This window comes from Streptomyces sp. NBC_00102 (assembly GCF_026343115.1).
GTDB lineage: Bacteria > Actinomycetota > Actinomycetes > Streptomycetales > Streptomycetaceae > Streptomyces.
Genome location: NZ_JAPEMC010000001.1, coordinates 3,928,042 through 3,951,911, shown reverse-complemented (window position 1 = coordinate 3,951,911; position 23,870 = coordinate 3,928,042). Strand labels below are relative to the sequence as shown.

At 73.5% G+C, this 23,870-nt stretch carries 25 protein-coding genes; 9 read left to right on the top strand and 16 right to left on the bottom strand.

Annotated elements, in window-relative coordinates:
* Window positions 1-5: 5 nt before the first annotated feature.
* The 9 genes from OHA55_RS17615 to OHA55_RS17575 all read right to left on the bottom strand — a co-directional run bounded on the left by OHA55_RS17615 (window position 6) and on the right by OHA55_RS17575 (window position 8,578).
* Window positions 6-575, bottom strand: a complete 570-nt coding sequence (locus OHA55_RS17615; RefSeq protein WP_266707397.1) for an amino-acid N-acetyltransferase — start codon at window positions 573-575, stop codon at window positions 6-8.
* A 9-nt stretch (window positions 576-584) separates the two neighbouring features.
* Window positions 585-1,091 (bottom strand): BlaI/MecI/CopY family transcriptional regulator, encoded by a 507-nt coding sequence (locus OHA55_RS17610; protein WP_266707395.1) that lies wholly within the window; start codon window positions 1,089-1,091, stop codon window positions 585-587.
* A gap of 776 nt (window positions 1,092-1,867) precedes the next feature.
* Window positions 1,868-2,047 carry a hypothetical protein gene (locus OHA55_RS17605; RefSeq protein WP_266707393.1) on the bottom strand — a complete coding sequence of 60 codons (180 nt, stop codon included), beginning with the start codon at window positions 2,045-2,047 and terminating at the stop codon, window positions 1,868-1,870.
* Window positions 2,048-2,144: 97 nt separating this feature from the next.
* Window positions 2,145-2,726 carry a hypothetical protein gene (locus OHA55_RS17600; protein WP_266710750.1) on the bottom strand — a complete coding sequence of 194 codons (582 nt, stop codon included), beginning with the start codon at window positions 2,724-2,726 and terminating at the stop codon, window positions 2,145-2,147.
* A 181-nt stretch (window positions 2,727-2,907) separates the two neighbouring features.
* Window positions 2,908-3,705, bottom strand: a complete 798-nt coding sequence (locus OHA55_RS17595) for a type III pantothenate kinase (RefSeq protein WP_266707391.1) — start codon at window positions 3,703-3,705, stop codon at window positions 2,908-2,910.
* The gene (gene nadC, locus OHA55_RS17590; protein WP_266707390.1) at window positions 3,705-4,751 is read right to left on the bottom strand and encodes a carboxylating nicotinate-nucleotide diphosphorylase; all 1,047 of its coding nucleotides are present in this window, start codon (window positions 4,749-4,751) and stop codon (window positions 3,705-3,707) included. The genes OHA55_RS17595 and nadC overlap by 1 nt, the downstream gene beginning before the upstream one ends.
* A gap of 76 nt (window positions 4,752-4,827) precedes the next feature.
* Window positions 4,828-6,531 carry an L-aspartate oxidase gene (locus tag OHA55_RS17585; protein ID WP_266707388.1) on the bottom strand — a complete coding sequence of 568 codons (1,704 nt, stop codon included), beginning with the start codon at window positions 6,529-6,531 and terminating at the stop codon, window positions 4,828-4,830.
* Window positions 6,528-7,598 (bottom strand): pantoate--beta-alanine ligase, encoded by a 1,071-nt coding sequence (gene panC, locus OHA55_RS17580; protein ID WP_266707387.1) that lies wholly within the window; start codon window positions 7,596-7,598, stop codon window positions 6,528-6,530. The genes OHA55_RS17585 and panC overlap by 4 nt, the downstream gene beginning before the upstream one ends.
* Complete coding sequence (locus tag OHA55_RS17575) at window positions 7,595-8,578, bottom strand: Rossmann-like and DUF2520 domain-containing protein (RefSeq protein WP_266707385.1); 984 nt, start codon at window positions 8,576-8,578, stop codon at window positions 7,595-7,597. Before OHA55_RS17575 ends, panC begins: the two co-directional genes overlap by 4 nt.
* A 193-nt stretch (window positions 8,579-8,771) precedes the next feature.
* Between OHA55_RS17575 and OHA55_RS17570 the strand changes: the two genes are divergently transcribed.
* Window positions 8,772-9,917: a low specificity L-threonine aldolase gene (locus OHA55_RS17570; protein ID WP_266707384.1), complete on the top strand. Its 1,146-nt coding sequence runs from the start codon at window positions 8,772-8,774 to the stop codon at window positions 9,915-9,917.
* Window positions 9,918-9,975: 58 nt separating this feature from the next.
* On the opposite strand, the gene OHA55_RS17565 is transcribed toward OHA55_RS17570, so the two are convergent.
* Window positions 9,976-10,152: a hypothetical protein gene (locus OHA55_RS17565; RefSeq protein ID WP_266707382.1), complete on the bottom strand. Its 177-nt coding sequence runs from the start codon at window positions 10,150-10,152 to the stop codon at window positions 9,976-9,978.
* Between the two features lie 104 nt (window positions 10,153-10,256).
* Between OHA55_RS17565 and OHA55_RS17560 the strand changes: the two genes are divergently transcribed.
* Window positions 10,257-11,366 (top strand): DUF5937 family protein, encoded by a 1,110-nt coding sequence (locus tag OHA55_RS17560; RefSeq protein ID WP_266710748.1) that lies wholly within the window; start codon window positions 10,257-10,259, stop codon window positions 11,364-11,366.
* A gap of 55 nt (window positions 11,367-11,421) precedes the next feature.
* On the opposite strand, the gene OHA55_RS17555 is transcribed toward OHA55_RS17560, so the two are convergent.
* Together OHA55_RS17555 and OHA55_RS17550 are read right to left on the bottom strand one after the other, a co-directional pair.
* Window positions 11,422-12,093 (bottom strand): response regulator transcription factor, encoded by a 672-nt coding sequence (locus OHA55_RS17555; protein ID WP_266707380.1) that lies wholly within the window; start codon window positions 12,091-12,093, stop codon window positions 11,422-11,424.
* Window positions 12,094-12,145: 52 nt separating this feature from the next.
* Window positions 12,146-13,345, bottom strand: coding sequence for a sensor histidine kinase (locus OHA55_RS17550; RefSeq protein ID WP_266707378.1), 1,200 nt, complete (start codon window positions 13,343-13,345; stop codon window positions 12,146-12,148).
* A gap of 158 nt (window positions 13,346-13,503) precedes the next feature.
* On the opposite strand from OHA55_RS17550, the gene OHA55_RS17545 reads away from it, so the two are divergent.
* Window positions 13,504-14,475 carry an SAM-dependent methyltransferase gene (locus OHA55_RS17545; protein ID WP_266707376.1) on the top strand — a complete coding sequence of 324 codons (972 nt, stop codon included), beginning with the start codon at window positions 13,504-13,506 and terminating at the stop codon, window positions 14,473-14,475.
* A 112-nt stretch (window positions 14,476-14,587) separates the two neighbouring features.
* Window positions 14,588-15,730, top strand: coding sequence for an NADH-quinone oxidoreductase subunit D (locus OHA55_RS17540; protein ID WP_266707374.1), 1,143 nt, complete (start codon window positions 14,588-14,590; stop codon window positions 15,728-15,730).
* Between the two features lie 27 nt (window positions 15,731-15,757).
* Here the strand turns inward: OHA55_RS17540 and OHA55_RS17535 are convergent, their stop codons facing one another.
* The 4 genes from OHA55_RS17535 to OHA55_RS17520 all read right to left on the bottom strand — a co-directional run bounded on the left by OHA55_RS17535 (window position 15,758) and on the right by OHA55_RS17520 (window position 19,675).
* A complete protein-coding gene (locus OHA55_RS17535) occupies window positions 15,758-16,957 on the bottom strand; it encodes a hypothetical protein (protein WP_266707372.1) in 1,200 nt (399 codons plus the stop codon).
* A 199-nt stretch (window positions 16,958-17,156) separates the two neighbouring features.
* On the bottom strand, window positions 17,157-18,137 hold the full coding sequence (locus OHA55_RS17530) for an ABC transporter substrate-binding protein (protein WP_266707370.1): 981 nt from the start codon (window positions 18,135-18,137) through the stop codon (window positions 17,157-17,159).
* Between the two features lie 104 nt (window positions 18,138-18,241).
* Window positions 18,242-18,919 carry an ABC transporter permease gene (locus tag OHA55_RS17525; protein WP_266707368.1) on the bottom strand — a complete coding sequence of 226 codons (678 nt, stop codon included), beginning with the start codon at window positions 18,917-18,919 and terminating at the stop codon, window positions 18,242-18,244.
* 3 nt (window positions 18,920-18,922) lie between these two features.
* Window positions 18,923-19,675 (bottom strand): ABC transporter permease, encoded by a 753-nt coding sequence (locus tag OHA55_RS17520; protein WP_266707366.1) that lies wholly within the window; start codon window positions 19,673-19,675, stop codon window positions 18,923-18,925.
* Window positions 19,676-19,846: 171 nt separating this feature from the next.
* Here OHA55_RS17520 and OHA55_RS17515 point away from each other — a divergent pair, with 171 nt between their 5' ends.
* The 5 genes from OHA55_RS17515 to folK all read left to right on the top strand — a co-directional run bounded on the left by OHA55_RS17515 (window position 19,847) and on the right by folK (window position 23,796).
* Complete coding sequence (locus tag OHA55_RS17515) at window positions 19,847-21,034, top strand: ABC transporter ATP-binding protein (protein ID WP_266707364.1); 1,188 nt, start codon at window positions 19,847-19,849, stop codon at window positions 21,032-21,034.
* Between the two features lie 125 nt (window positions 21,035-21,159).
* Window positions 21,160-22,020, top strand: coding sequence for a dihydropteroate synthase (gene folP / locus OHA55_RS17510; protein ID WP_266707362.1), 861 nt, complete (start codon window positions 21,160-21,162; stop codon window positions 22,018-22,020).
* Window positions 22,017-22,538 carry a nuclear transport factor 2 family protein gene (locus OHA55_RS17505; protein ID WP_266707360.1) on the top strand — a complete coding sequence of 174 codons (522 nt, stop codon included), beginning with the start codon at window positions 22,017-22,019 and terminating at the stop codon, window positions 22,536-22,538. Before folP ends, OHA55_RS17505 begins: the two co-directional genes overlap by 4 nt.
* Window positions 22,539-22,828: 290 nt before the next feature.
* Window positions 22,829-23,188, top strand: a complete 360-nt coding sequence (gene folB, locus OHA55_RS17500; RefSeq protein WP_266707358.1) for a dihydroneopterin aldolase — start codon at window positions 22,829-22,831, stop codon at window positions 23,186-23,188.
* Entirely contained in the window at window positions 23,185-23,796 is a 612-nt protein-coding gene (gene folK / locus OHA55_RS17495; RefSeq protein ID WP_266707356.1) for a 2-amino-4-hydroxy-6-hydroxymethyldihydropteridine diphosphokinase, read from the top strand. Before folB ends, folK begins: the two co-directional genes overlap by 4 nt.
* Window positions 23,797-23,870 lie beyond the last annotated feature (74 nt).

Sequence of the window (23,870 nt, the reverse complement as noted above, 5' to 3'; positions counted from 1 at the left end):
ACCGATCACAGGTGCAGAAGCATCCGGCTGTTGCCCAAGGTGTTCGGCTTCACTCGTTCGAGACCGAGGAACTCGGCGACACCCTCGTCATAGGAACGCAGCAGCTCGCTGTAGACATCCATGTCGACCGGCGTCTCGCCGATCTCCGTGAACCCGTGCTTGGCGAAGAAGTCGACTTCGAAGGTCAGGCAGAAAACCCGGCGGACCCCCAGCCAGCGCGCGGTCTGCAACAGCTTGTCGAGAACCTGGTGTCCCACTCCGGTGCCCTTGACCCGGTGATCGACGGCGAGAGTTCGCACTTCGGCGAGGTCTTCCCACATCACATGGAGTGCGCCGCATCCGACGACCCTGGCGTCCTGGTCGCGTTCCGCGACCCAGAACTCCTGGATGTCCTCGTAAAGGGTGACCGTGGCTTTGTCCAGGAGGATGCCCTCGGTCACGTAGCCGTCGAGCAGCCGGCGGACCGCGGTCACATCGCTGGTCCTGGCACGGCGGACGGTGATGGCGGGCTTTTCGACCGCCGGGTCGGTTTCGCCTTCGGTTTCCGACTGGCTTTGCGTCAGGTCTGCAGACATGGCCCGACGCTATCGCCCACCGTCCTCGCCCGTACCATCGGCCGGAACATCGGACGCGCCGTCGGCCGTTGCCTCTTCCGCCTCGCCTTCCGTGGCGTCCGCCGCCCCTCCACCGGAGTCCACGGAGTCCGCGGGCTCCCCCCCGGTACCGCCCGGACCTGGGGAAATGATCCGCACGGCGTCGCTGAGGGCTTCTCGCTGCTCCGCGGACATCATGCCGAAGAAGGCGACGAGAGCGGCAGCGGGGTTGTCGCTCCGGGACCAGGCTTCGTTCATCAGTGCGGCCGAGTACGCGGCGCGCGTGGAGACCGCCATATATCGATAAGCCCGGCCGTCGACTTCCCTGCGGACCCACCCCTTCTGGTGAAGGTTGTCCATAACCGTCATGACGGTGGTGTAAGCGATCGAGCGTTCCCGCTGAAGGTCTTCCAGTACTTCTCGCACGGTGACGGGTCGGTTCCATTGCCAGACGCGCGTCATCACGGCGTCTTCCAGCTCTCCCAATTGACGGGGCACACGGTCACCTTAATGCTAGATGTCCGAAATGCGTAGTTATTTTCTTCAGAGGTCCCGCGCCCGGAGAACCGGAAGAGAACCCCGGGGAACCCCGGAGGTCACGAAAAAGAGCGCGCGGCTCGATGCGAGCCCCGCGCTCTTCGGAGTGCGCCGGGTTGTGCGGGTGTCAGCGGGGGGCGCGAATTATGTGCCGCGCGCCGTCGGACGGTCCGATAACCGTCCGGACGGTCGGTTGCCCGTCGCCCGAGAGGCGGCAGAACGCACGACACCGGCACCCGGACCCCTCGGAGGCTCCGGAATCCGGGCACCCGGACACCGGAGCGGGCGCGGAAATCCGGATCGGGGCACCCGGACGGGGCGGATACCGGGCAGGGATACGCGGCATCCGAACGCCGGAATCGGGTGCCGGCGCCGGACGCGAAAGCCGTATACGGCAGGAAGAACGCCGGTCACGTGCGCCGCGCACGCGGCACCGGTCATACGCCGGAACCGCTCGGATCGGGTCGCGAACCGACGCCGGCGCCCGGGCGCTCCCCAGCTTCGTCCGCGCTCCCGCACTCCACCGATCGATCAGTACGCCACCGAAGTACCCGGACGCGAAGTACCAAGATGCGAAGTACCAAGACGCGAATCACCGGGATGCGAATCACCGGGATGCGAAGTACCGGGATGCGAAGGCTCGACGCCGAAGTACTCGGCAGCAGAACCGCTCGGAGGCCGAACCGCTCGGAGGCCGAACCGCTCGGAGGCCGAGGTGAGTCGGACGCCGGAGCGAGTCAGACGCTTTCGGCGGCCGGTGCCTGGCGGGCGGCCTCGGCGCGGGCGAGGGCGGCGTCCACGGCCGCGTCTTCCTTGCCCTTGTTCGGCCCGCCCTGGCTCTTCACGATCGTCATCACGAGCCGGATGAAGAACGCGGCCATCACCACGGGCGGAACAAGCGCTTTTACGTAGTCCATGAAGTCCAGAGTAGCGACGCCCGCACCGCGGCCCGAGGCGCCCTCCCGGTGGGTCGGGGCCGGACCGCCGTGCGGGCGGCGGGAACGCGTGGGCGGGTCAGCCGGCGGCGCGCCGCTCCTCCGGCGCCGGCGCCGGGCGACGGCGGGGCGGGAAGACCTCGGACGGCTTGGGCATCGGGCGGTCGCCCGGCGCCGACGGCCGGGACGGGGTGGCCGGGCCCGAGGGCCGCTGGGGCTCCGCCTCCGCGCGGCCGCCCGGCAGGGCCAGCAGCCTGCTGCGGGGTCCCGGTGCGGTGAGGCCGGCGGTGCGGCCCGCCAGCCGGGCGCGTACGGAGCGCTCCGCGAGCACCCGGCAGCGCTCCAGGAGCGCCGCCGCGACCGGTCTGCCGCGCAGCGCCCGCAGGGCGGCGAGATCGTCCGGCCGGGGGTCGTAACCGGCGGCCAGGGCGTCCTGGAGGAGCTCCAGGTAGCCGCTGACGGAGCCGGGGAGGGCGGCGCGGTAGCGGGCGAGGTCGGCGAGCAGGAACGCGCGGAGCCGGCCCGCCTCACCGACCGCGTCGTCCACCGCTCCCGCGAGCCGCAGGCAGTCCTGGACATCCTCGTCGGGCAAGGGCATGGGGTGGAGGGCAACGGCGAGAGCGCGTCGGAGTACCCGCAGCTCGTCCGCACCGAACGCCATGCCGCCTCGTGATCCGTAGGGCGTGGGCATGGCGCGACAGTACGTGCTAAAGGGACAAAATCCTCTTAACTGGTCACATGTGGCGCGGCGCGCTCCGGTGCCCTCGCGCCGCCCGAGCACCGCCTGCGCGGGGCGTCGTCGCAGGTGCGCCAGGGTGCGCGCCTGCGACGACGGCGCACGACTACATCCGCGAGACGTTCCGCTCGTAGACCAGGCGGAGCCCGATGAGGGTCAGCCAGGGCTCGTGCTCGTCGATGACGGAGGCCTCCCCCAACACCATTGGCGCAAGGCCACCGGTCGCGATGACGGTCACGTCGTCGGGGTCGTCCGCCAGCTCGCGCTTCATCCGCGCGACCACGCCGTCCACCTGGCCCGCGAAGCCGTAGAGGATGCCCGCCTGCATGGCCTCGACGGTGTTCTTGCCGATGACGCTGCGCGGACGGGCCAGCTCGATCTTGCGGAGCTGGGCACCCCTCACTCCGAGCGCCTCGACCGAGATCTCGATGCCCGGGGCGATGACACCGCCGGTGTACTCGCCGCGCGCGGAGACCGCGTCGAAGGTGGTGGCGGTGCCGAAGTCGACGACGATCGCCGGGCCCCCGTACAGCTCGACCGCCGCGACCGCGTTGATGATGCGGTCGGCGCCGACCTCCTTGGGGTTGTCCATCAGGATCGGTACACCGGTCTTGATGCCGGGCTCCACGAGGACGGCGGGCACGTCGCCGTAGTAGCGGCGGGTCACCTCGCGCAGCTCGTGCAGGACGGCCGGGACCGTGGAGCAGATCGCGATGCCCTCGATGCCGTCGCCCAGCTCCACCCCGAGCAGCGGGTGCATGCCCATCAGGCCCTGCAGGAGCACCGCCAGTTCGTCCGCGGTGCGGCGGGAGTCGGTGGAGATGCGCCAGTGCTCGACGATCTCCTCGCCGTCGAAGAGGCCGAGGACGGTGTGGGTGTTGCCGACGTCGATGGTGAGCAGCATCAGGCGTCGGCCTCGCCGGTGGCGGGGACCTCGCGGAAGTCCAGCCCGATGTCGAGGATGGGCGAGGAGTGGGTGAGCGCGCCGACCGCGAGGTAGTCGACGCCCGCGTCCGCGTAGGCGCGGGCGGTGTCCAGGGTGAGCCGGCCGGAGGACTCCAGCACGGCGCGCCCGCCGACGAGCGCGACGGCCTCCTCGGTCTCGCCCGGGGTGAAGTTGTCCAGCAGGATCAGGTCGGCGCCGGCCTCCAGCACCTCGCGGACCTGCTGGAGGGTGTCGACCTCGACCTCGATGGCCAGCTCGGGGAACTCCTCGCGGACCCGCTTGAACGCCTCGGCGACGCCGCCGGCCGCGATCACGTGATTGTCCTTGACCAGGGCCGCGTCGGAGAGCGACATCCGGTGGTTGACGCCGCCGCCGCAGCGGACCGCGTACTTCTCCAGCGCGCGCAGGCCCGGGGTGGTCTTGCGGGTGTCGCGGACCTGGGCCTTCGAGCCCTCCAGGACGTCGGCCCACTTGCGGGTGGCGGTGGCGATGCCGGAGAGGCGGCAGAGCAGGTTGAGCGCGCCGCGCTCGCCGGTGAGCAGGTCGCGGGTGCGGGTGGTGACCGTCAGCAGCTTCTGGCCGGCGGTGACGCGCTCGCCGTCCTCGACATGGCGTTCGACCTCGAAGTCGTCGGTGCAGACGATGGAGAGCACGGCCTCGGCGACGCGCAGGCCCGCGACGACACCGTCCTCGCGGGCGGTGAAGTCACCGGTGGCGACGGCGTCCTCGGGGACGGTCGCGACGGTGGTGACGTCCACCCCGCCGTCGAGGTCCTCCTCGATCGCGACGTGCGCGATGTCCTCCACCTGGACGGGGTCGAGTCCGGCCTCGGCGAGCAGTTCGGCGAGGGCGGGGTCGAGCCCGCACTCCAGGGCGTCGGGGTCGTAGTCGTCGGAGGCGCAGCCGCAGTCGTCGCCGCAGCCGCCCGCGGACGCTGCGGGGGCCCCGATGTGGATCAGCGGGACGTCCACCGGTGTCGGGCGGTTCTCTTCGGGCGTGCTCACGGTTGCGGCTCCTCGGGGGCTTCGTGCGGTGCGGTGGCTGGTCGGTGCGGTGGTGCGCGGCGGTGGTGCGGCGCGGTCAGGCCGTGCGGTGGCCGGGGCCGGTCTCCGGGAGTACCGGGTCGAAGTCGGCGCCCCGCGTGCGGCGCACGGAGAGCGTCCGGTCCTCGCCGACGCGTACGACGAGGTGGGCGCGCCAGTCCGCGTCGTCGCGGTCGGGGTGGTCCTCGCGCCAGTGGCAGCCGCGGGTCTCGGTGCGTCGGCTCGCGGCGGCGACCAGGACCCGGGAGACCAGCAGGAGGTTGGTGGTCTCCCACGCCTCGACCCCGGGCACGGCGGCCTTCCCGCCGGGCTGTCCGGAGCCGGCCGCGCTGTCGTGCAGCGCCTCCAGCTCCCGGGCGGCGGCGGCCAGGCTCTCCGCGGAGCGGAGCACTCCGGCGCCCCGGGTCATGATCCGCTGGATCGTCGTACGGGCCTCGGGGTCGAGCAGCGCGGAGAGCGGGCCGCCCTCGGGGCGGACCGCTTCGGTGCGGGCGGGGCGGCGCTCGGCGATGTCGGCGGCGATGCGCTCGGCGAAGACGAGCCCCTCCAGGAGGGAGTTGGAGGCGAGGCGGTTGGCGCCGTGCACCCCGGTGCAGGCGGTCTCCCCGCAGGCGTACAGGCCGGGCACGGTGGTGCGTCCGCGCAGGTCGGTACGGACGCCGCCGGAGGCGTAGTGGGCGGCGGGCGCGACCGGGATCGGCTCGGTGACCGGGTCGATGCCGTGTTCGCGGCAGGCGGCCAGGATCGTGGGGAAGCGCCGCTCCCACATCTCGGCGCCGAAGTGCCGGCCGTCGAGGTACATGTGCTGGGTGCCGTGCAGCTGCATCTGGCGGGTGATGGCCTTGGCGACGATGTCGCGCGGGGCGAGCTCCGCCAGCTCGTGCTGCCCGGTCATGAAGCGGGTACCGGCGGCGTCCACGAGGTGGGCGCCCTCGCCGCGTACCGCTTCCGAGACCAGCGGCTGCTGGCCCTCGGAGTCGGCTCCCAGGAAGAGGACCGTGGGGTGGAACTGGACGAACTCCAGGTCCGAGATCTCCGCCCCGGCCCGCAGCGCGAGCGCCACGCCGTCGCCGGTGGAGACCGGCGGGTTGGTGGTGGCGGAGAAGACCTGGCCCATACCGCCGGTGGCGAGCACCACCGAGGGGGCGCGGACGGCGCCGACCCCGTCGTGCTGGCCCTCGCCCATGACGTGCAGGCTGACACCGGCCGTACGGCCTTCGGCGTCGGTGAGCAGGTCCAGGACCAGGGCGTTCTCGATGGTGTGCAGGGCGCGGGTGCGTACCGCCTCCACCAGGGCGCGGGAGACCTCGGCACCGGTGGCGTCGCCGCCCGCGTGCACGATCCGGTTCCGGTGGTGGCCGCCCTCGCGGGTGAGGGCGACGTCGCCGCCCTCGGTGGTGTCGAAGTGCGCCCCGGTCTCGATGAGCCGGCGCACCGCGCCGGGCCCCTCGGTGGCCAGGGTGCGGACGGCCGGCTCGTCGCAGAGTCCCGCGCCCGCGACGAGGGTGTCGTCGAGGTGCTGCTCGGGGGTGTCGCCCTCGCCGAGCGCGGCGGCGATGCCGCCCTGGGCCCAGCGGGTCGAGCCGTCGTCCAGGCGTGCCTTGGTGACGACGACGGTGTCGAGTCCGGCGGCGACGCAGCGCAGGGCGGTGGTGAGCCCGGCCACGCCGGAGCCGACGACCACGACGTCGGCGTCGATGGACCAGCCGGGTTCGGGGGCGGTCAGCCGTATTCCGGTCACGAGAGGTCTCCCAGAGTGAGGGGGATGTTGTCGATCAGACGGGTGGCGCCGACCCGGGCGGCGACGGCGAGGACGGCTTCGCCGCCGTCCCGGTCGTCGGGGACCTCGGTGAAGTCGGCCGGGTCCACCAGGGCGAGGTAGTCGAGTACGAGCGGTTCCGGCGCCCGGGCCGCGTCCTCCAGGACGGTACGCGCGGCGGAGCGGACGGCTTCGGCCGTGCGGCCGAGCGGTGCGAGCGCCACGGCCTGGGCGTCGGCGGCGAGGCGGGACTCGCCGAGCGCGTTGAGTCCGGCGGCCCGGTCGGTGCCGGTGCGCGCCCCGCCGGGTCCCCCGCCGGTCTCCCGCGCCGGGCCACCGGTCGCCAGGGCGCGTTCGCGCAGCGCCTGCTGGGCGGCGAGCCGGTCGCGGGCGGCGAACAGGGCGGCCGACAGGGCGAGGGCGGTACGCCGCTCCACCGGGGACAGGAACCGGTTGCGGCTGGAGAGCGCGAGGCCGTCGGGGTCGCGGACGGTGGGGACCGCGGTGATCTCGATGCCGAAGTTGAGGTCGCGGACCATCCGGCGGACCAGCGCGAGCTGCTGGGCGTCCTTCTGCCCGAAGAGCGCCTCGTCCGGGCGGGTCAGGTGGAGGAGCTTGGCGACGACGGTGAGCATCCCGTCGAAGTGGCCGGGGCGCGAGGCGCCTTCGAGACGCTCGCCCATCGGCCCGGCGGTGATCCGGACCTGCGGGTCGCCGCCCGGGTACACCTCTTCCACCGAGGGTGCGAAGACCACGTCCGCGCCGGCCGCCGAGGCCACCGCGAGGTCGGCCTCCAGGGTGCGCGGGTAGCGGTCCAGGTCGGCGGCCTCTCCGAACTGGAGCGGGTTCACGAAGACGGTGACCACGACCTGGCCGTCGCGTCCCGCAGCCTCGCGGGCGGCCCGGATCAGGGTGCCGTGGCCGTCGTGCAGCGCGCCCATCGTCATGACGACGGTCCGGCGGGCGCCCGCCGGGCGGGGCAGCGCCTCCAGCGCCTCGGCGGTGTGCAGCAGGACGGCGGTGTCCGGCGGGGTGGGTGCGGCGGTCATCGGGACTCCCCCGGCTCTTCGTCGTCGGTGGGTGCGGGGCCCGCGGGGCCGGCCGTGCGCGTGCCGTCCGCGAGGACGCCGAGCAGGTCCTCGGCGGACTCCGGCTTGAGCAGGCCGTGCGCGAGGGCCCGGTCGGCGGTGGCGCGGGCCATCGCGAGGTACCCCGCGACCATCTGCGGGGCGTGGTCGCGCAACTCGCCGACGTGCGCGGCGACCGTGCCCGCGTCGCCGCGCGCCACCGGGCCGGTGAGGGCCGCGTCGCCGGAGCGCAGGGCGTTGTCGAGCGCGGCACCGAGGAGCGGGCCGAGCATCCGGTCGGGGGCCGAGACCCCCGCCTTGGCCAGCAGCTCCATCGCCTCGGCGACCAGGGTGACCAGGTGGTTCGCGCCGAGGGCGAGGGCCGCGTGGTAGAGCGGGCGGGCTTCCTCCTCGATCCACTCGGGTTCGCCGCCCATCTCGATGACGAGGGCCTCGGCGGCGAGCCGGAGCTCCTCGGGCGCGGTGATGCCGAAGGAGCATCCCGCGAGGCGCTGGACGTCCACGGGCGTGCCGGTGAACGTCATCGCGGGGTGCAGGGCGAGCGGCAGCGCCCCGGCGCGCAGGGCGGGGTCGAGCACCCGGGTGCCGTACCGCCCCGAGGTGTGGACGAGGAGCTGGCCGGGCCGGACGGCACCGGTGTCGGCGAGCCCCTGGACCAGGCCGGGCAGGGTGTCGTCGGGGACGGTGAGCAGCACCAGGTCGGCGCGGGCGAAGACCTCGGCGGGCGTCACCAGCGGTACGTCCGGCAGCAGGGCGGCGGCCCGGCGGCGGGAGGCGTCGGAGACGCCGGAGACGGCGACCGGGCGGTGGCCGGCGAGCTGGAGCGAGGCGGCGAGGGCGGGGCCGACGCGGCCCGCTCCGACGACGCCCACGGTGAGGCGGGCGGGGCGGTCCCTGGCTTCGAGGGGATCTCTCGGGTCTCGCGGGGATGTCGTGTTCACGCGGGTATGGCCTTCCGTTCCAGTCCGCGGGGGGTACCGGACGATTCCTCTGCATGCTACGCCAGCACCCCGCCCCGGCTCAGCTCTGTCCACAGCCTGTGGGTAACTTCCCGGTGCCCCGGAGCGGGCCTCGGCCGGGCCGCCGGGAAACCCCCGTGTGGGCGGCCCGGCCCGCGCGGGCGATGATCGTCGCATGGCGACTACGGACGAAGAGAAGGCGCGGCGGCGCAGGCAGACCGCATGGCGGGCCTCGCGCCGCATCCTGGCGCGCACGGCCTCCGACGGCACGCTGGGCGAGCGGCTGACCGCCCTCGCGGCGGACGCCGGATCGGTGTACGACCTGGACGGCCCCCTGGACGTCTACGGTGACGGGGTCGTCGCCGAGGTCGAGAAGCGGGTGGCCGGGCTGCTCGGCATGGAGGCCGCGGCCTTCTTCCCGACCGGCACGATGGCCCAGCAGGTCGCGCTGCGGTGCTGGGCGGCGCGTACCGGCAACGCCACCGTGGCCCTGCACCCGCTCGCCCACCCCGAGGTGCACGAGGAGGGGGCGCTCGGTGCGGTGAGCGGGCTGCGCACCGTGTACCCGACGAACGCGCCCCGGCTGCCCACCGCCGAGGAGGTCGCCGACTTCCCGGAGCCTTTCGGCACCCTGATGCTGGAGCTTCCGCTGCGGGACGCCGGTTTCACCCTGCCGACCTGGGAGGAACTGACCGAGGTCGTCGCGGCGGCCCGGGAGCGGGACGCGGTGGTGCACCTGGACGGGGCCCGCCTCTGGGAGTGCACCCCGCACTTCGGGCACGGCCTGGCGGAGATCGCGGCGCTCGCCGACAGCGTCTACGTCTCCTTCTACAAGTCGCTCGGCGGCATGTCCGGGGCGGTCCTGGCCGGCCCCCGGACGCTGATCGAGGAGGCCCGCTCCTGGCGTCACCGCTACGGCGGCCAGCTCTTCCAGCAGTACCCCGCCGCGCTCTCGGCCCTGATCGGCCTGGAGCAGGAGCTGCCCCGGCTGCGGGAGTACATGGACCATGCCGGGACGGTCGCCGGTGCGCTGGCGGAGGCGTTCGAGGAGTCGGCGGTGCCGTGGTTCCGGGTGCACCCCGAGCCGCCGCACACCCACCAGTTCCAGGTCTGGCTGCCGTACTCCCCCGAGGTGCTGGACGACGCCTCGCTGCGCCAGGCCGAGGAGACGGGCGTGACGCTCTTCCGCCGCTGGTTCACCGGGGCCCAGCTGCCGCCCGGGGTCGCGTACACCGAGGTCACCGTGAACGCGGCGGGGCTGGAGTGGACGGCCGACGACGTACGGGAGGCAGTGCGCGAGTTCGTCGCCCGCCTGGTCTGAGGCGGGCGCGCGGTGCCCGGCCTCGGCCGGGCCGGGTGCCGCCTCTTCACCGGCCCCTTCACCACCGGGGCCAGGACTCGTCCCTCCTCCGGGAGGCGACCTCGCGGCGGGCACGGTACCGGCGCAGCAGACCGCGCAGGACCTCCCGGTCGTGGGTGCCGGGCAGCGGCGGCGGGCGTTCGCCGCTGCGCGCCGTGCGCCAGGTGTCGTACATCTGCTGCTGTATCGCGTCCATGGCTTCAGCCTGCGCGGCACCGTCCCGGACCGCGCGTCGATTGACGGCCCCCGTCAAGCGATGTGCGCGCCGCGGTGGCCGGCGCGCACCATGGTCGGGTGAGCGTGACCATAGACATCGCCGGGCTGCCCGCCGACCGCATCGTTTTCGAGACCTCGCCCCTGGCCGAGCTGGGGATGGCCCTGCACGCGCTCTCGGAGCCGGGGCACCACCCCGGGCTGCACGGCTGGGTCACCGCGACCTCCGCCGCACTCCCGCCGGACCTCGCGGACCGGCTGCACGAGGCGGAGTTCCTCTGGCGGAACACCTTCTCCGACATCTTCATGCCGTTCGCCGGTGTCGAGGGCGGCGGCCGGGCCGGCGCCACCCTCGCCGAGGACCTGGACACCCTGGACCGGCTGGACGAGGAGCGGTTCGTCTCGGCCGCGCTGGAGTTCACCTCCTGCACCTCCTTCGGCACGGGTACCGCCTCCCCGCTGACGGACGAGGTGACGCGCGAGCGGGCGCGCGAGATGGCCGCCGCCCGCGGCCCGCGCCAGACCGACTTCACCGAACGGCTGCTCGCCGACCCCGGCTCCGTACGCGCCTGGCTCCGCCGGCTCTTCGAGGACTGCGAGGAGGCGTTCTTCGCGGACACCTGGAACCGGGCCCGCATCCCGCTGGTCGCGGACGCGCGGCACAAGACGGAGGTACTCCGCCGCAAGGGCCTGGCCGACGCGGTCACCGCGGTCTCGGCGGCGCTCTCGCTGAGCGAGGACGGCGACCGGCTGGTGGTCGACAAGCTGAACGCGGCCCGGACGACCGCGACCGGCCCCGGGGTGCGGCCCGGCATCACCCTCGTCCCCACCGGTTTCGGCTGGCCGCACCTGATGATCGGGCACGCTCCGGGGTGGCGGCCGACGATCCTCTATCCGGTGCACCGGCCCGAGCTGCCCTCGCCCGCCTCGGTGGAGTCCGTCCGGCTGCGTCTGGAGGCGCTGGCCCATCCGCTGCGGCTGCGGCTCTGCCGCAACCTGGCGCGCTCCCCTCACACCACCGGCGAACTCGCCGACGCGCACGGCATCACGTCCCCCGAGGTCTCCCGGCATCTGTCGGTGCTGAAGAAGGCGGGCCTGGTCACCACCCGCCGGCGCGGCCGGTACGTACTGCACCAGCTGGACCTGACGGTCGTCGCCCGGCTCGGCAGCGACTTCCTGGAAGGCGTGCTGCGGTAGGGGCTTGCAGGGAATCAAGGTGTTGCTTCCCTGCAAGCCCCTGGGCCGTGCGGGGTCAGCGCCCGCCTCCGGCGCGGACCAGCCCCGACTCGTAGGCGAGGACGACGACCTGGACCCGGTCGCGGAGCCCGAGTTTGGTGAGGATGCGGCCGACGTGCGTCTTCACCGTGGCCTCCGAGAGCACCAGCCGGCCCGCGATCTCGCCGTTCGACAGTCCCTGCGCGACCAGCAGCATCACCTCGCGCTCCCGCTCGGTGAGCCGCTCGACGCGCTTGTCCCCGGGCTCGGAGGCGGTGCTCGGCAGCATCGGGGAGAACCGGTCGAGCAGCCTGCGGGTGGTGGAGGGCGCGACGACGGCGTCCCCGCTGTGCACCGAGCGGATCGCGCTCAGCAGCTCTCCGGGCGGCACGTCCTTGAGCATGAAGCCGCTGGCCCCGGCCTTGAGGCCGGTGAAGGCGTACTCGTCCAGGTCGAAGGTGGTCAGGATGAGCACCTTCGGCGGGTTCTCCTGCGCGCAGATGCGGCGGGTGGCCTCCACCCCGTCCAGCCGCGGCATGCGGACGTCCATCAGCACGACGTCGACGGCGGTGGCGCGGAGCACGTCGATCGCCTCGGCGCCGTCGCCCGCCTCGGCGACCACCTCCATGTCCGGCTGCGCCGCGAGCACCATGCGGAAGCCGGTGCGCAGCAGCGCCTGGTCGTCGACGAGCATCACGCGGATGGCCATGGGAGAGGTCCTGTCTGCTGGAGGAAGTGGGCGGGGAAGCCGCGTGCGGCCCTCACGCGGCCGGTTTCAGCGGGAGCAGCGCGCTGACCCGGAAGCCGCCGCCGGGGCGGGGGCCCGCGTCGAGCGTGCCGCCGACCATGCCGACCCTTTCCCGCATGCCGATCATGCCGTGGCCCGCGCCGTCCGCCCCGCCGTCCTCGTACAGCTCGTGCGGGGCGCCGCGGCCGTCGTCCTCGACGAGGAGTCCGAGGCCGTCGTCGAAGTAGACCAGGCGCACGCTGGCCCCGGCGTCGGGGCCGCCGTGCTTGCGGGTGTTGGTGAGCGCCTCCTGCACGATGCGGTACGCGGTCAGCTCCACGCCGCTGGGCAGCGGGCGCGGGGTGCCCTCGACGGTGAAGTCCACCGCGAGGCCGGCCTTGCGGACCTGTGCGACGAGCTCGTCGATCTGCTCGACGTCGGGCTGCGGGACGTACTCGCCGCTGGTCTCGGCGTCGCCGGTGCGCAGGACGCCGAGCAGTCGGCGCATCTCGGCGAGGGCCTGCCGGCCGGTGGTGGAGATGGTCTCCAGCGCCTGGCGGGCCTGGTCGGGCGCCGCGTCCATGACGTAGGCGGCGCCGTCGGCCTGGACCACCATCACGGAGACGTTGTGGGCGACGACGTCGTGGAGCTCGCGGGCGATCCTGGCGCGCTCGGCGGCGACGGCCACCTTGGACTGGGCCTCGCGTTCGCGCTCCAGCCGGGCGGCCCGCTCCTCCAGAGCCCTGAAGTACGCCCGCCGGGTCCGCAGCGAGTCGCCGAGCACCCAGGCGAGCACGAACGGCACGGTCAGCACGACCACCACGAAGATCTGCTGGACCCAGCCGCCCTCCTGCTCCGGCCAGCGCGCCTGCGAGATCCCCGCGGCGAGCAGGCTGCAGGCCAGCGCCAGCCGGGACGCCCAGCGCTCCCCGGCGGCGGCGACGGTGTAGACGATCACCAGCAGGGCGAAGTCCGCGACGCCCGTCTCGACTCCGAGAGCCACCTGGGCGATCCCGATCCCGAGGGCGACCAGCAGCATCCGTTCCGGCGACCGGCGGCGCAGCGCGACCACCGTGCAGAGCCCCAGGATGACCGGCACCGTGAGGACGCGCTCCCGCAGCCCGCCGGGGGGTTCGGTCACGAAGACCGCACCGGAGAGCCCGAGCAGGACGACGGCCCAGAAGCAGTCGACGCCCGTCGGGTGTCTGCGGAGGAAGTCGTAGAGGCGCTGCACCTTGCCAGCGTAGGGAAGGGCGCGGGTACCCGGGTCAACCGGAGGGGCGATCCGCTCCCGGGGCCCCTACTCCCCAAGGTGGAGAGAGGCCGGAGGCCGCTGCCGGTGCCCCGGGGACCCGCACCCGGGGACCGGGGCCGGTGGCGGAGACTGGGCCCGTGACGGACGAATGGCTCGGATGGGGTGCGGCGGCGCGTGCCGCGCTGTACGGGGACGGCGGCTTCTACCGGAGACCGGAGGGGCCGGCCGGGCACTTCCGTACCTCGGTGCACGCCTCCCCGCTCTTCGCCGCGGCGGTGGCCCGGCTGCTGGCGGAGACGGCGGCGGAGCTGGGTACGGACACGGTCGCCCTGGTCGACGTGGGCGCGGGGCGCGGGGAGCTGGCCGCCGGGGTGCTGGCCGCCGCTCCGGCGGGGCTGCGGATCACCGCGTACGCCGTCGAGATCGCGGACCGTCCGCCGGGTCTGGATCACCGGATCGAGTGGTGCGCGCGGTTGCCGCAGGGCGTCACCGGGCTGCTCTTCGCCAACGAGTGGCTGGACAACGTGCCGCTCGACGTCGCGGAGGTGGACGCGGACGGTGTCGCCCGGTACGTCCTGGTCCGCGCCTTCGACGGCGCCGAGCGGCTGGGTGACCCGGTGGCCGGCGCGGACGCGCGGTGGCTGGAGCGCTGGTGGACACCGGGCGCTCCCGGCGACCGGGCCGAGATCGGGCTGCCCCGGGATCTGGCGTGGGCCGAGGCGGTCGGCTCGCTGGCGGCGGGATGCGCGGTGGCCGTGGACTACGCGCACGTACGCGGCGCCCGCCCGCCGTTCGGAACCCTGACCGGCTTCCGGGCGGGCCGCGAGGTGGAACCGGTGCCGGACGGCTCCTGCGACCTCACCGCCCATGTCGCCCTCGACGCCTGTGCCGCCGCCGGGGCGCCCGCCGGCGGCCCGGCGCCCGGACTCCTCGACCAGCGCACCGCGCTGGGCCGGCTCGGCGTGACCGGCGGGCGTCCACCGCTGGCGATGGCCTCCACCGACCCCGCCGGGTACGTCCGGGCGCTCGCCTCGGCGGGCGAGGCGGCCGAACTCACCGCGCGGGGCGGGCTGGGCGACTTCGGGTGGCTGGTGCAGCGGGTGGGGTGAGCGGGCCCACCGCCGCGCGGGAACGGACCCCACCGCCCGACGAGGACGGGTGGCCGGGCGTCCGGGGACGGCCGCGCGTCCGTCCGTCCGCGCGCAAGGAATACTGGGCCGCATGACGGAGACGACGGTCGGCATCGGTGGCGCGGCGGAGAGCACCGACATGGTGCTCAACATCGGTCCGCAGCACCCCTCCACGCACGGTGTGCTCCGGCTGCGGCTGGTCCTGGACGGCGAGCGCATCCTGAGCGCCGAACCCGTCATCGGGTACATGCACCGGGGCGCGGAGAAGCTCTTCGAGGCCCGTGACTACCGGCAGATCGTGATGCTCGCCAACCGCCACGACTGGCTGTCGGCGTTCTCCAACGAGCTCGGTGTCGTGATGGCCGTCGAGCGGATGCTCGGCATGGAGGTCCCCGAACGCGCCGTCTGGACGCGGACCCTGCTCGCCGAGCTGAACCGGATCCTGAACCACCTGATGTTCCTCGGCTCGTACCCGCTCGAACTCGGCGGCATCACACCGATGTTCTACGCGTTCCGGGAGCGCGAGGAGCTCCAGGCCGTGATGGAGGAGGTCTCCGGCGGCCGGATGCACTACATGTTCAACCGGGTCGGCGGCCTCAAGGAGGACCTCCCGGCGGGCTGGCTCGGCCGGGCACGGGACGCGGTGGCCTCCGTACGTTCGCGGATGGACGTGTACGAGGACCTGGTGCTCGGCAACGAGATCTTCCGGGGCCGTACCCGCGACGTCGGGGTGCTGACCTCCGAAGCGGTGCACGCGTACGGGGTGTCCGGGCCGATCGCCCGCGCCTCCGGCGTCGACTTCGACCTGCGGCGCGACGACCCGTACCTCGCGTACGGGGAGCTGGCGGACGTGCTGAAGGTGGTCACCCGGACCGAGGGCGACTGCCTGGCCCGCTTCGAGTGCCTGCTGGAGCAGACGGTCAACGCGCTGGACCTCGCGGACGCCTGCCTCGACCGGATGGACTCCCTGGCCCCCGGGCCGATCAACCAGCGGCTGCCCAAGGTACTCAAGGCCCCCGAGGGCCACACCTACGCCTGGACCGAGAACCCGCTCGGCATCAACGGCTACTACCTGGTCTCCAAGGGCGAGAAGACGCCGTACCGGCTGAAGCTCCGCTCCGCCTCGTTCAACAACATCCAGGCGCTGACGGAACTGCTGCCGGGCACCCTGGTCGCCGACATGGTCGCGATCCTGGGCTCGCTCTTCTTCGTCGTCGGGGACATCGACAAGTAGTCGCCCGCCCGGGCCGCGGGCGCCCCGTCAGGAAGCCGCGCCCCGAAGGCCGGAGGCGCCGGGGCGGTTCTGGGGGTCGGGCTGGGCCAGGTCGATGACCTTGCCCACCGCGCGCGAATCGCCGACGCGGCTGCGGTGCACCGCCAGCGCCTCCTCGCCGACCACGTCCGCGAGGTCCTCCTCCTGAACGGGCCGGGGCGACTGCCGCCGCCCGGCCGCACCGGTACCCGTGTCCGCCTCGGGCGCGGCCGCGGCCGCCCCTTCGGGCTGGGTGCCGAAGAAGTCGAACCCGCCCTGCGGCACCTGCGCCCGGCGCGGAGCGGTGTACGGCACCACGGCCGAGGCCGCCGGGACCGTACGGGCCACCCGGGCCGGCACCGGGGACGGGGCCGCCGCCCGGGGCGCGGGCAGCGCGGGCTGCGCGCCGGGCCGCTGGGCGCGGGGGGCGAAGTCCGCCGGGTGGGCAGGGGTGCCGTGGCCGCTGGTGCCGTTCGTCCGATAGGCGTCGGCCCGGACGCCGGAGTCCGCATGGCCGCCGCCCGTACGGTCGCCGTATTCGCCGTCCGCCGCGTGACGCCCCCTCGGGCCGTCCGCCTCGGCGGCCGACTCCCGGGCGCGCTCGTCGAGATCCCGCTGCCGGGCCTGCTCGGCGGTCCGGCGGGCCTGCTGGAGCGCGGCGTTGCGGGGCAGGTCGCGCAGGGCCCTGGCGGCGGCGAGGTACGCCGACGGGGTGGGCGTGGAACGGGCGGGCGGCAGCGCGATCGGGGTGGCCGCCGCCTCGATGGCGAGCTGCCGGCGGCCCTCCAGGGCGCTGGCCCGCTCGGTCTCGGCGGTGGCGTACCGGCGCAGCAGCCCGGCGTGCTCCCCGCGCAGTCCGGCGAGTTCCATCCGCTTGGAGCGGAGCTTGGTCTCCAGCCGGGTGCGCAGTTCCCGCGCCTCCTCCAGATCCTGTTCCAGCTCGGCGATCCGCTCCTCGGCCCGCCATTCGGCGCCGGCCTGGGCGCGCTGGAGCTCCGCGACCCGTACGCCCGCGGCCTGGTCCCAGGAGCGCATCAGATACGCGCCGACGAGACCGGTGGCGGCGGCCGCCGTGGCGAGCAGCCGCACCGGCAGGGAGTCCGCGGGCAGCCATGCGCCGGCGGCCAGCACGACCGACACTCCGGCCACCGCGGAGGGCGGCAGCAGCTTGTGAAGGGGTGGCGAATGGCGATGGCGTCCACGGGGCATGGCTGGAATTTACCGCGTGCGATCGGCGTACGGGAGGCCGCCCGGCAATCTGTTCCCCCGGAGTTACCTGACGCCGTGTCGAACAACGCCGGCCGGCTCTTCGGTACCGCTTTCCGGCGGCCGGAGATCCGTTGTGGAAATCCCCGGCCACCGGAGGCTCACCCGGATACCGCCCGGCCGAAACCACCGGGCCGGAAGGTCAGCCGATCAGCTTCTTCGACATCAGATACTCCTTGGCGACGTCCGCCGGCTTGGCGCGCTCCGCGTCGACCTTGCGGTTGAGTTCCGCGAGGTCCTCGGTGGTCAGAGTGTCCGTGACCTTCGCGAGCAGTGCGGCGACCTCCGGCGATCCGGCGTCCTTGGCATTCACCACGGGCAGCAGGTTGTCGGCGTTCTGGAGGTGCTTGTCGTCCTCCAGGAAGACCAGGTCGTACGCGTCCAGGACGGCGTCCGTGGTGGTGCTCAGCACGAGCTGGTCCACCCCGTCCTTCACCGCCTGCTTGGCCTGCGGAGTACCGACGCCCTTGGGGTCGATACCGGCCACGTCAATGCCGTACGTCGCCTTCAGCCCGGGGGCGCAGAAGGGCCGCACCGCGCACTCGTCGCCGGCCGCGATCTTTACCTTGATCTTGGACTTACCAAGATCGGAAAGGGTCTTCAGGTTGTTCTTCGCGGCGAATTCCTTCGTCACCGCGAACGCATTCTGGTCGACCGCCTCTCCGGCCGGGAGGGCCTTCAGCCCGAGCGGGGTCGCCAGCTTCTCCAGCGCGGCGTAGGTGGCGGCGACGTCACCGGAGGCGACCGGTGTCTTCTCCGCCTCCTTCGCCCCGTTCACCTTCGCGTTGAGGAATTCGGCGAGAGTGGCGGCGTATTCGGGGATGACGTCGATCTCGCCCTTCTCCAGGGAGGGTTCGTACAGCTCCCTGTTCTCCACCGTGGTGATGGAGGTGCTCCAGCCGCCGTCGGCGAGGATCTGGGCGTACAGCTCGGCGAGGACCTTGGACTCGGTGAAGGCCGCGGAGCCCACGACGATGGAGCCCTTCTCGGCGTCCGCCGGGGCGGAGGACGCGCTCGTGCCGCCGTCCTTCTTCTCCAGGCTGTCGCCCCCGCAGGCCGCGAGCGACCCGGCCAACGCGATCGTCCCGATGACCGCACCCGCTATGCGCGAGGTTCTGCTCATGTTCCTTCTCCGTCCACGGTGTTACGACACTTGGGGCTGATGAGTCTGACAAGTCTGGTTCGGCTGATGAAGCCGATGAGGGGGAGCGGGCCGTCCGGGGCCGCTCACGCGCGGCGCCCGCGCCGCCGCAGCGGCGACAGCAGCCGGTCGAGCGCCAGCAGTACGCCCTCCACCACCAGGGCGAGCAGCGCGACCAAGACCGCTCCCGCGAAGACCTGCGCGGTGTCGTACCGGTTGAACCCGGCGGTGATGACACGTCCGAGCCCGCCGAGCCCGGCCATCGCCGCGATGGAGGCGGTGGCCACCACCTGCACGGCGGCGGACCGCAGCCCGGACATGATCATGGGGTGGGCGAGCGGCAGTTCCACCCGGAGGAAGACCTGTGCCCCGGACATCCCCATGCCCCGGGCCGCCTCCACCACCGCGCGGTCCACCCCGGTCATTCCGACGTAGGTGTTGGTCAGCAGCGGCGGCACCGCGAAGAGCACCAGCGCGATCACCGTCGGCACGTACCCGGAGTTGCGCAGCGGGGTGAGCATGAAGAGCGCGAGCACCGCGAAGACGGGCACCGCCCGGCCCACGTTGGAGATGTTGATGGCGAGCGCGCCGCCCCGGCCGAGGTGGCCGAGCCGGAGCCCGAGGGGCAGGGCGAGCGCGCAGGCCACCAGGAGCGCGAGCCCGCTGACCCAGAGGTGTTCGGCCAGGCGGTGCGCCGCACCGTCCGGCCCCGACCAGTTGGAGCCCGTGACCAGCCAGGTCCAGGCGTCCGCGACGACTCCCACGGCTCAGCCCACTTCCTTCGTCGCGGTCTCCGGGACCGGCGCGGGTGCCGGTGCGGGGGACACCGCCGGCGCCTGGGCCCGGGCGCCCGACCGCACCCGGGTCCAAGGCGTCAGCCACCGCTGCACACCGAGCAGCAGCAGGTCGGCCCCGACCGCCAGCAGCACGCACAGCACCGAGGCCGCCAGCACCTGGGCCTTGAAGAGGCTGGGCAGCGCGTCCCGGATGAGGTTGCCGAGTCCGCCCTTGCCGACGAGCGAACCGACCGTGGTGAGCGCCACGGTGGAGACCGAGGCGATCCGCAGACCGGCCATCAGCGCGGGCAGCGCGAGGGGGATCTCGACCTCCCAGAGGAGCCGGGCGGGGCCGTACCCCATGCCGCGCGCGGCCTCCTTGGCCTCCTCGGGCACCGCTTCGAGCCCGGCCAGGATGTTCCGTACGAGGATGGTCAGCGAGTACAGCACCAGTCCGGTGACCACCAGCGAGGCGGACAGCCCGAACACGGGCAGCAGGAGCGAGAACATCGCCAGCGAGGGCACGGTGTAGATCACCGTGGTCACCCCGAGGACCGCACCGGCGAAACGCCGCCCGCGGCGGGCGAGAAGAGCCAGCGGGAAGGCGATCACCAGCCCGATCGCCACCGACACGGCGGTGATCCAGACGTGCTGGACGGTCGCGTCCGTCAACTCCTGGCTGCGGGTGCGCAGGTACTCGCCGCAGATCCAGTCGTTCGTCACCAGGCAGTTCGCCCCGGCCATCCGTCCCCACCTCCCCGTCCCCCGTACCGCCCCGACTTCCGGGTACGGACCCTTCCCGGGCCTTCCGGCGCCGGGCACGGCGGCGAGCCTATCCTCGTCCACGGGCCCGCACGGAGGCCGTCCCGTTCCAGCAACACGCCCGTCACAAAGGGCGTGCCACAAGGGGAAACCATGATCCGGTTCGAGAACGTCACCAAGCGGTACGCCGACGGCACGACGGCCGTCGACTCACTCTCCTTCGAGGTGGCCGAGGGCGAACTCGTCACGCTCGTGGGCCCGTCAGGATGCGGCAAGACGACCACCATGAAGATGGTGAACCGGCTCATCGAGCCGACCGAGGGACGCGTGTACCTCGACGGCGAGGACATATCCGCGATCGATCCGGTCCAACTCCGCCGGCGCATCGGCTATGTGATCCAGCAAGTGGGCCTCTTCCCGCACAGGACGGTCCTGGAGAACACCGCCACCGTTCCCCATCTCCTCGGATGGAAACGCGCGAAGGCCCGGGAGCGGGCGGCGGAGCTGCTGGATCTGGTCGGCCTCGACCCGTCCGTGCACGGCGACCGCTACCCCGAGCAGCTTTCCGGCGGGCAGCGCCAACGCGTCGGCGTGGCACGGGCGCTGGCCGCGGACCCGCCGGTCCTGCTGATGGACGAACCGTTCGGCGCGGTCGACCCGGTGGTCCGCGAGCACCTGCAGAACGAGTTCCTGGGGCTCCAGGAGCGGGTGCGCAAGACCGTCCTCTTCGTCACCCACGACATCGAGGAGGCCGTCCGCCTCGGCGACCGGATCGCCGTCTACGGGCAGGGCCGGATCGAGCAGTTCGACACCCCCGCCCGGGTGCTCGGCGCCCCCGCCACCCCGTACGTCGCGGACTTCGTCGGCGCCGACCGCGGCCTGAAGCGGCTCTCGGTCACCCCCGTCGAGGAGGCCGACCTCGATCTGCCCCCGGTCGTCCGCCCCGGCGAACCGCTCCGGGACGCCGTCGCGCGGATCGCCGGCCGGGGCGCCGGGTGGGCGGTGGTGCTGGACGAACAGGACCGTCCGCTGGGCTGGCTGCCCGCCGGGGCGGAACCGGCCCCCGGCAAGGACGTCACCGTCCGCGACGGGCTGCGTCCCATGGACGCCCGTCTCCCGCTCGGCGCACCGCTCCGCCAGGCCCTCGCCGCGATGCTCCAGCACGACGCGGGATGGATCGCCGTCGTCGACGACGAGGATTCGGGCCGCTACCTCGGCGCCCTCACTCCCGGCCGGCTCCACGAGGCGCTGCGCCGCTCGATCGGCGCCGACGCGGTGGACCGCACCCGGTCCGAGGTGGCGCTGGAGACCGTCACGGAGGCGGGGCGGCCTGCCCGCTGACCTCCTCCGCCAGGTCCGCCGGCCCTCCCCTCCCGGCCCGGGCGGGGACCGCCGCGCCCTCCCCGCCCGGCCACCGGCCCCTCCGCCCGCGAGGCGGCCGGTGCCGAGCCCCTTACGCTGGACGTATGAGTACGTTGCGCGGACGGGGCACGGTCGAGGGCCTGCCGGAGTGGGATCGCTGTGCGGTCATGGGTGTCGTCAATGTGACCCCGGACTCCTTCTCCGACGGAGGCCGGTGGTTCGACACCACGGCCGCGATCAAACGCGGACTGGCCCTGATGGCCGACGGCGCGGACCTGATCGACGTCGGCGGTGAGTCGACACGCCCCGGCGCGAGCCGGGTCGACGAGGACGAGGAGTTGCGCCGGGTGGTGCCCGTCGTCCGGGGCCTGGTCGCCGAGGGCGCCGTGGTCTCCGTGGACACCATGCGGGCCCGGGTCGCCGAGCAGGCCGTCGCGGCCGGCGGAGTGCTGGTGAACGACGTCAGCGGCGGTCTGGCCGACCCGGACATGGTCCGGGTGGTCGCCGAGACCGGCGCGCCGTTCGTCGTGATGCACTGGCGCGGCTTCAGCGAGTCCATGAACGCCCGGGCCGTCTACGCGGACGTGGTCGGCGAAGTCGTCGCCGAGCTGCGGGAACGCATGGACGCGGTGGTCGCGGGCGGGGTGGCACCCGAGCGGATCGTGATCGACCCGGGGCTCGGCTTCGCCAAGGACACCGCCCAGGACCTGGCGCTCGTCGCGCACCTGGACGCGCTGCACGGCCTCGGCCGGCCGCTACTGGTGGCCGCGTCCCGGAAGCGGTTCCTGGGTAAGACCCTGGCCGGTCCGGACGGCACCCCGCCCCCGGCCCGGGAGCGCGACGCGGCGACCGCCGCGGTCTCCACCCTCTCCGCCCGGGCCGGTGCCTGGGCCGTCCGGGTCCACGAGGTCCGGGCCAGCGCCGACGCCGTACGCGTGTGCCGCGCCGTCGAAGGAGCCGCGTGACCACGCCGCCCGCGGGCTCCGGGGACGACGCCCCCGACGCCCCTGGCGCCCCCGACGCCACGGACGCGGCGGCTGACGTAGCCGCCGTCGAACAGGCGAACACCGACTTCTACGAGGCGATGGAGAGCGGCGACTACGAACGTCTCGCCGACCGCTGGCTGCCCGGCGAGGACCTCACGGTCTCCTGCGTCCACCCCGGCTGGCCGGTGCTCCGGGGCCGCGGCGACGTGCTGCGCAGCTACGCGCTCATCATGGCGAACACCGAGTACATCCAGTTCATCCTGACCGACGTGGACGTCGCCATGACCGGGGACACCGCCCTGGTCAACTGCACGGAGAACATCCTCAGCGGCGGCCCCGCCGAGGGCGACGACACCGTCGGCCCCCTGGTGGGCCAGCTGGTCGTCGCGACCAACGTGTTCCGGCGCACCCCGGACGGCTGGAAGCTCTGGTCCCACCACGGGTCGCCCGTGCTCACCGAATCCGACGACGAACCCGGGCCGGAGTCCCCGGCCTGATCCGGCACGCGGGCACCCGGGGGCCGCGGGGATCACACAGGAGCGGCGGGGATTGAGGCCCCCGGACAGCGGGTATACGCGGACACCAGCGCCCGAGGGCGCGGCGGGCACCCCGCGCCGGGCGGCCGCCGAAGACACCCGAGGGCCCGCTCTGTCGGTGCTCGCGGGTAGATTCGGAAGAAGGCGTCTTCGCCGGGGCGCGGTGCCGGCATGCCGGGCACGCGGGCCCGGCACCCTCCGAAAGGAAGGTCTCCGCGCCTCGTGGACCAACAACAGCAGGAGTGATTCGCGTGGATCGTGTCGCGCTGCGCGGCCTCAAGGCCCGTGGACACCATGGCGTCTTTCCCCGGGAACGCGAAGAGGGCCAGACCTTCATCGTGGACCTGGCCCTGAGCCTGGACACCCGGGCGGCCGCCGCCGCCGACGATCTCTCGCGGACCGTGCACTACGGCATCGTCGCGGAAGAGGTCGTCGCCATCGTCGAGGGCGAGCCGGTCGATCTCATCGAGACCCTCGCCGAACGCATCGCCCAGCAGTGTCTCCAGCACGAGGGGGTCCACGAGGTCGAGGTGGTCGTCCACAAGCCGGACGCCCCGATCACGGTCCCCTTCGACGACGTGACCATCACCATCATCCGGAGCCGAGCATGACAGCATTTTCCGCCCGCGGGCAGAGCGATCCCACTGTCCAGCCGGTGCCGGCCTCGGTCGTCCAGCAGGTGGACGACGCCGACATCACCCTCTCCAACCCCAAGCGGGCCGTGATCTCCCTCGGCTCCAACCTGGGCAACCGCCTGGAGACCCTCCAGGGCGCCATCGACGCCCTGGAGGACACCCCCGGCGTCCGGGTCAAAGCGGTCTCCCCGGTGTACGAGACGGAGCCCTGGGGCGTGGAGCCCGGCTCCCAGCCCTCGTACTTCAACGCGGTGGTCGTGGTGAAGACGACGCTGCCGCCGTCCTCGCTGCTGGAGCGCGGCCAGGCCATCGAGGAGGCCTTCGACCGGGTCCGCGAGGAGCGCTGGGGCCCCCGCACCATCGACGTCGACATCGTCGCCTACGCCGACGTGGTCTCCGACGACCCGCACCTCACCCTGCCGCACCCCCGCGCCGGCGAGCGGGCCTTCGTCCTCGCGCCCTGGCACGACGTGGACCCCGAGGCGCAGCTGCCGGGCGCCGGTCCGGTCGCCGGGCTGCTGGCCGCGATCGGCCGGGACGGCGTGCTGCCCCGGGCCGACCTGGAACTCCGCCTGCCCGAGTGACCTCCACCCCCGGGGGCGGGGTACGCACGCCCCCGGCGGGTACGCGGGATCACGGGACCGTCCTCAGTCGTTAG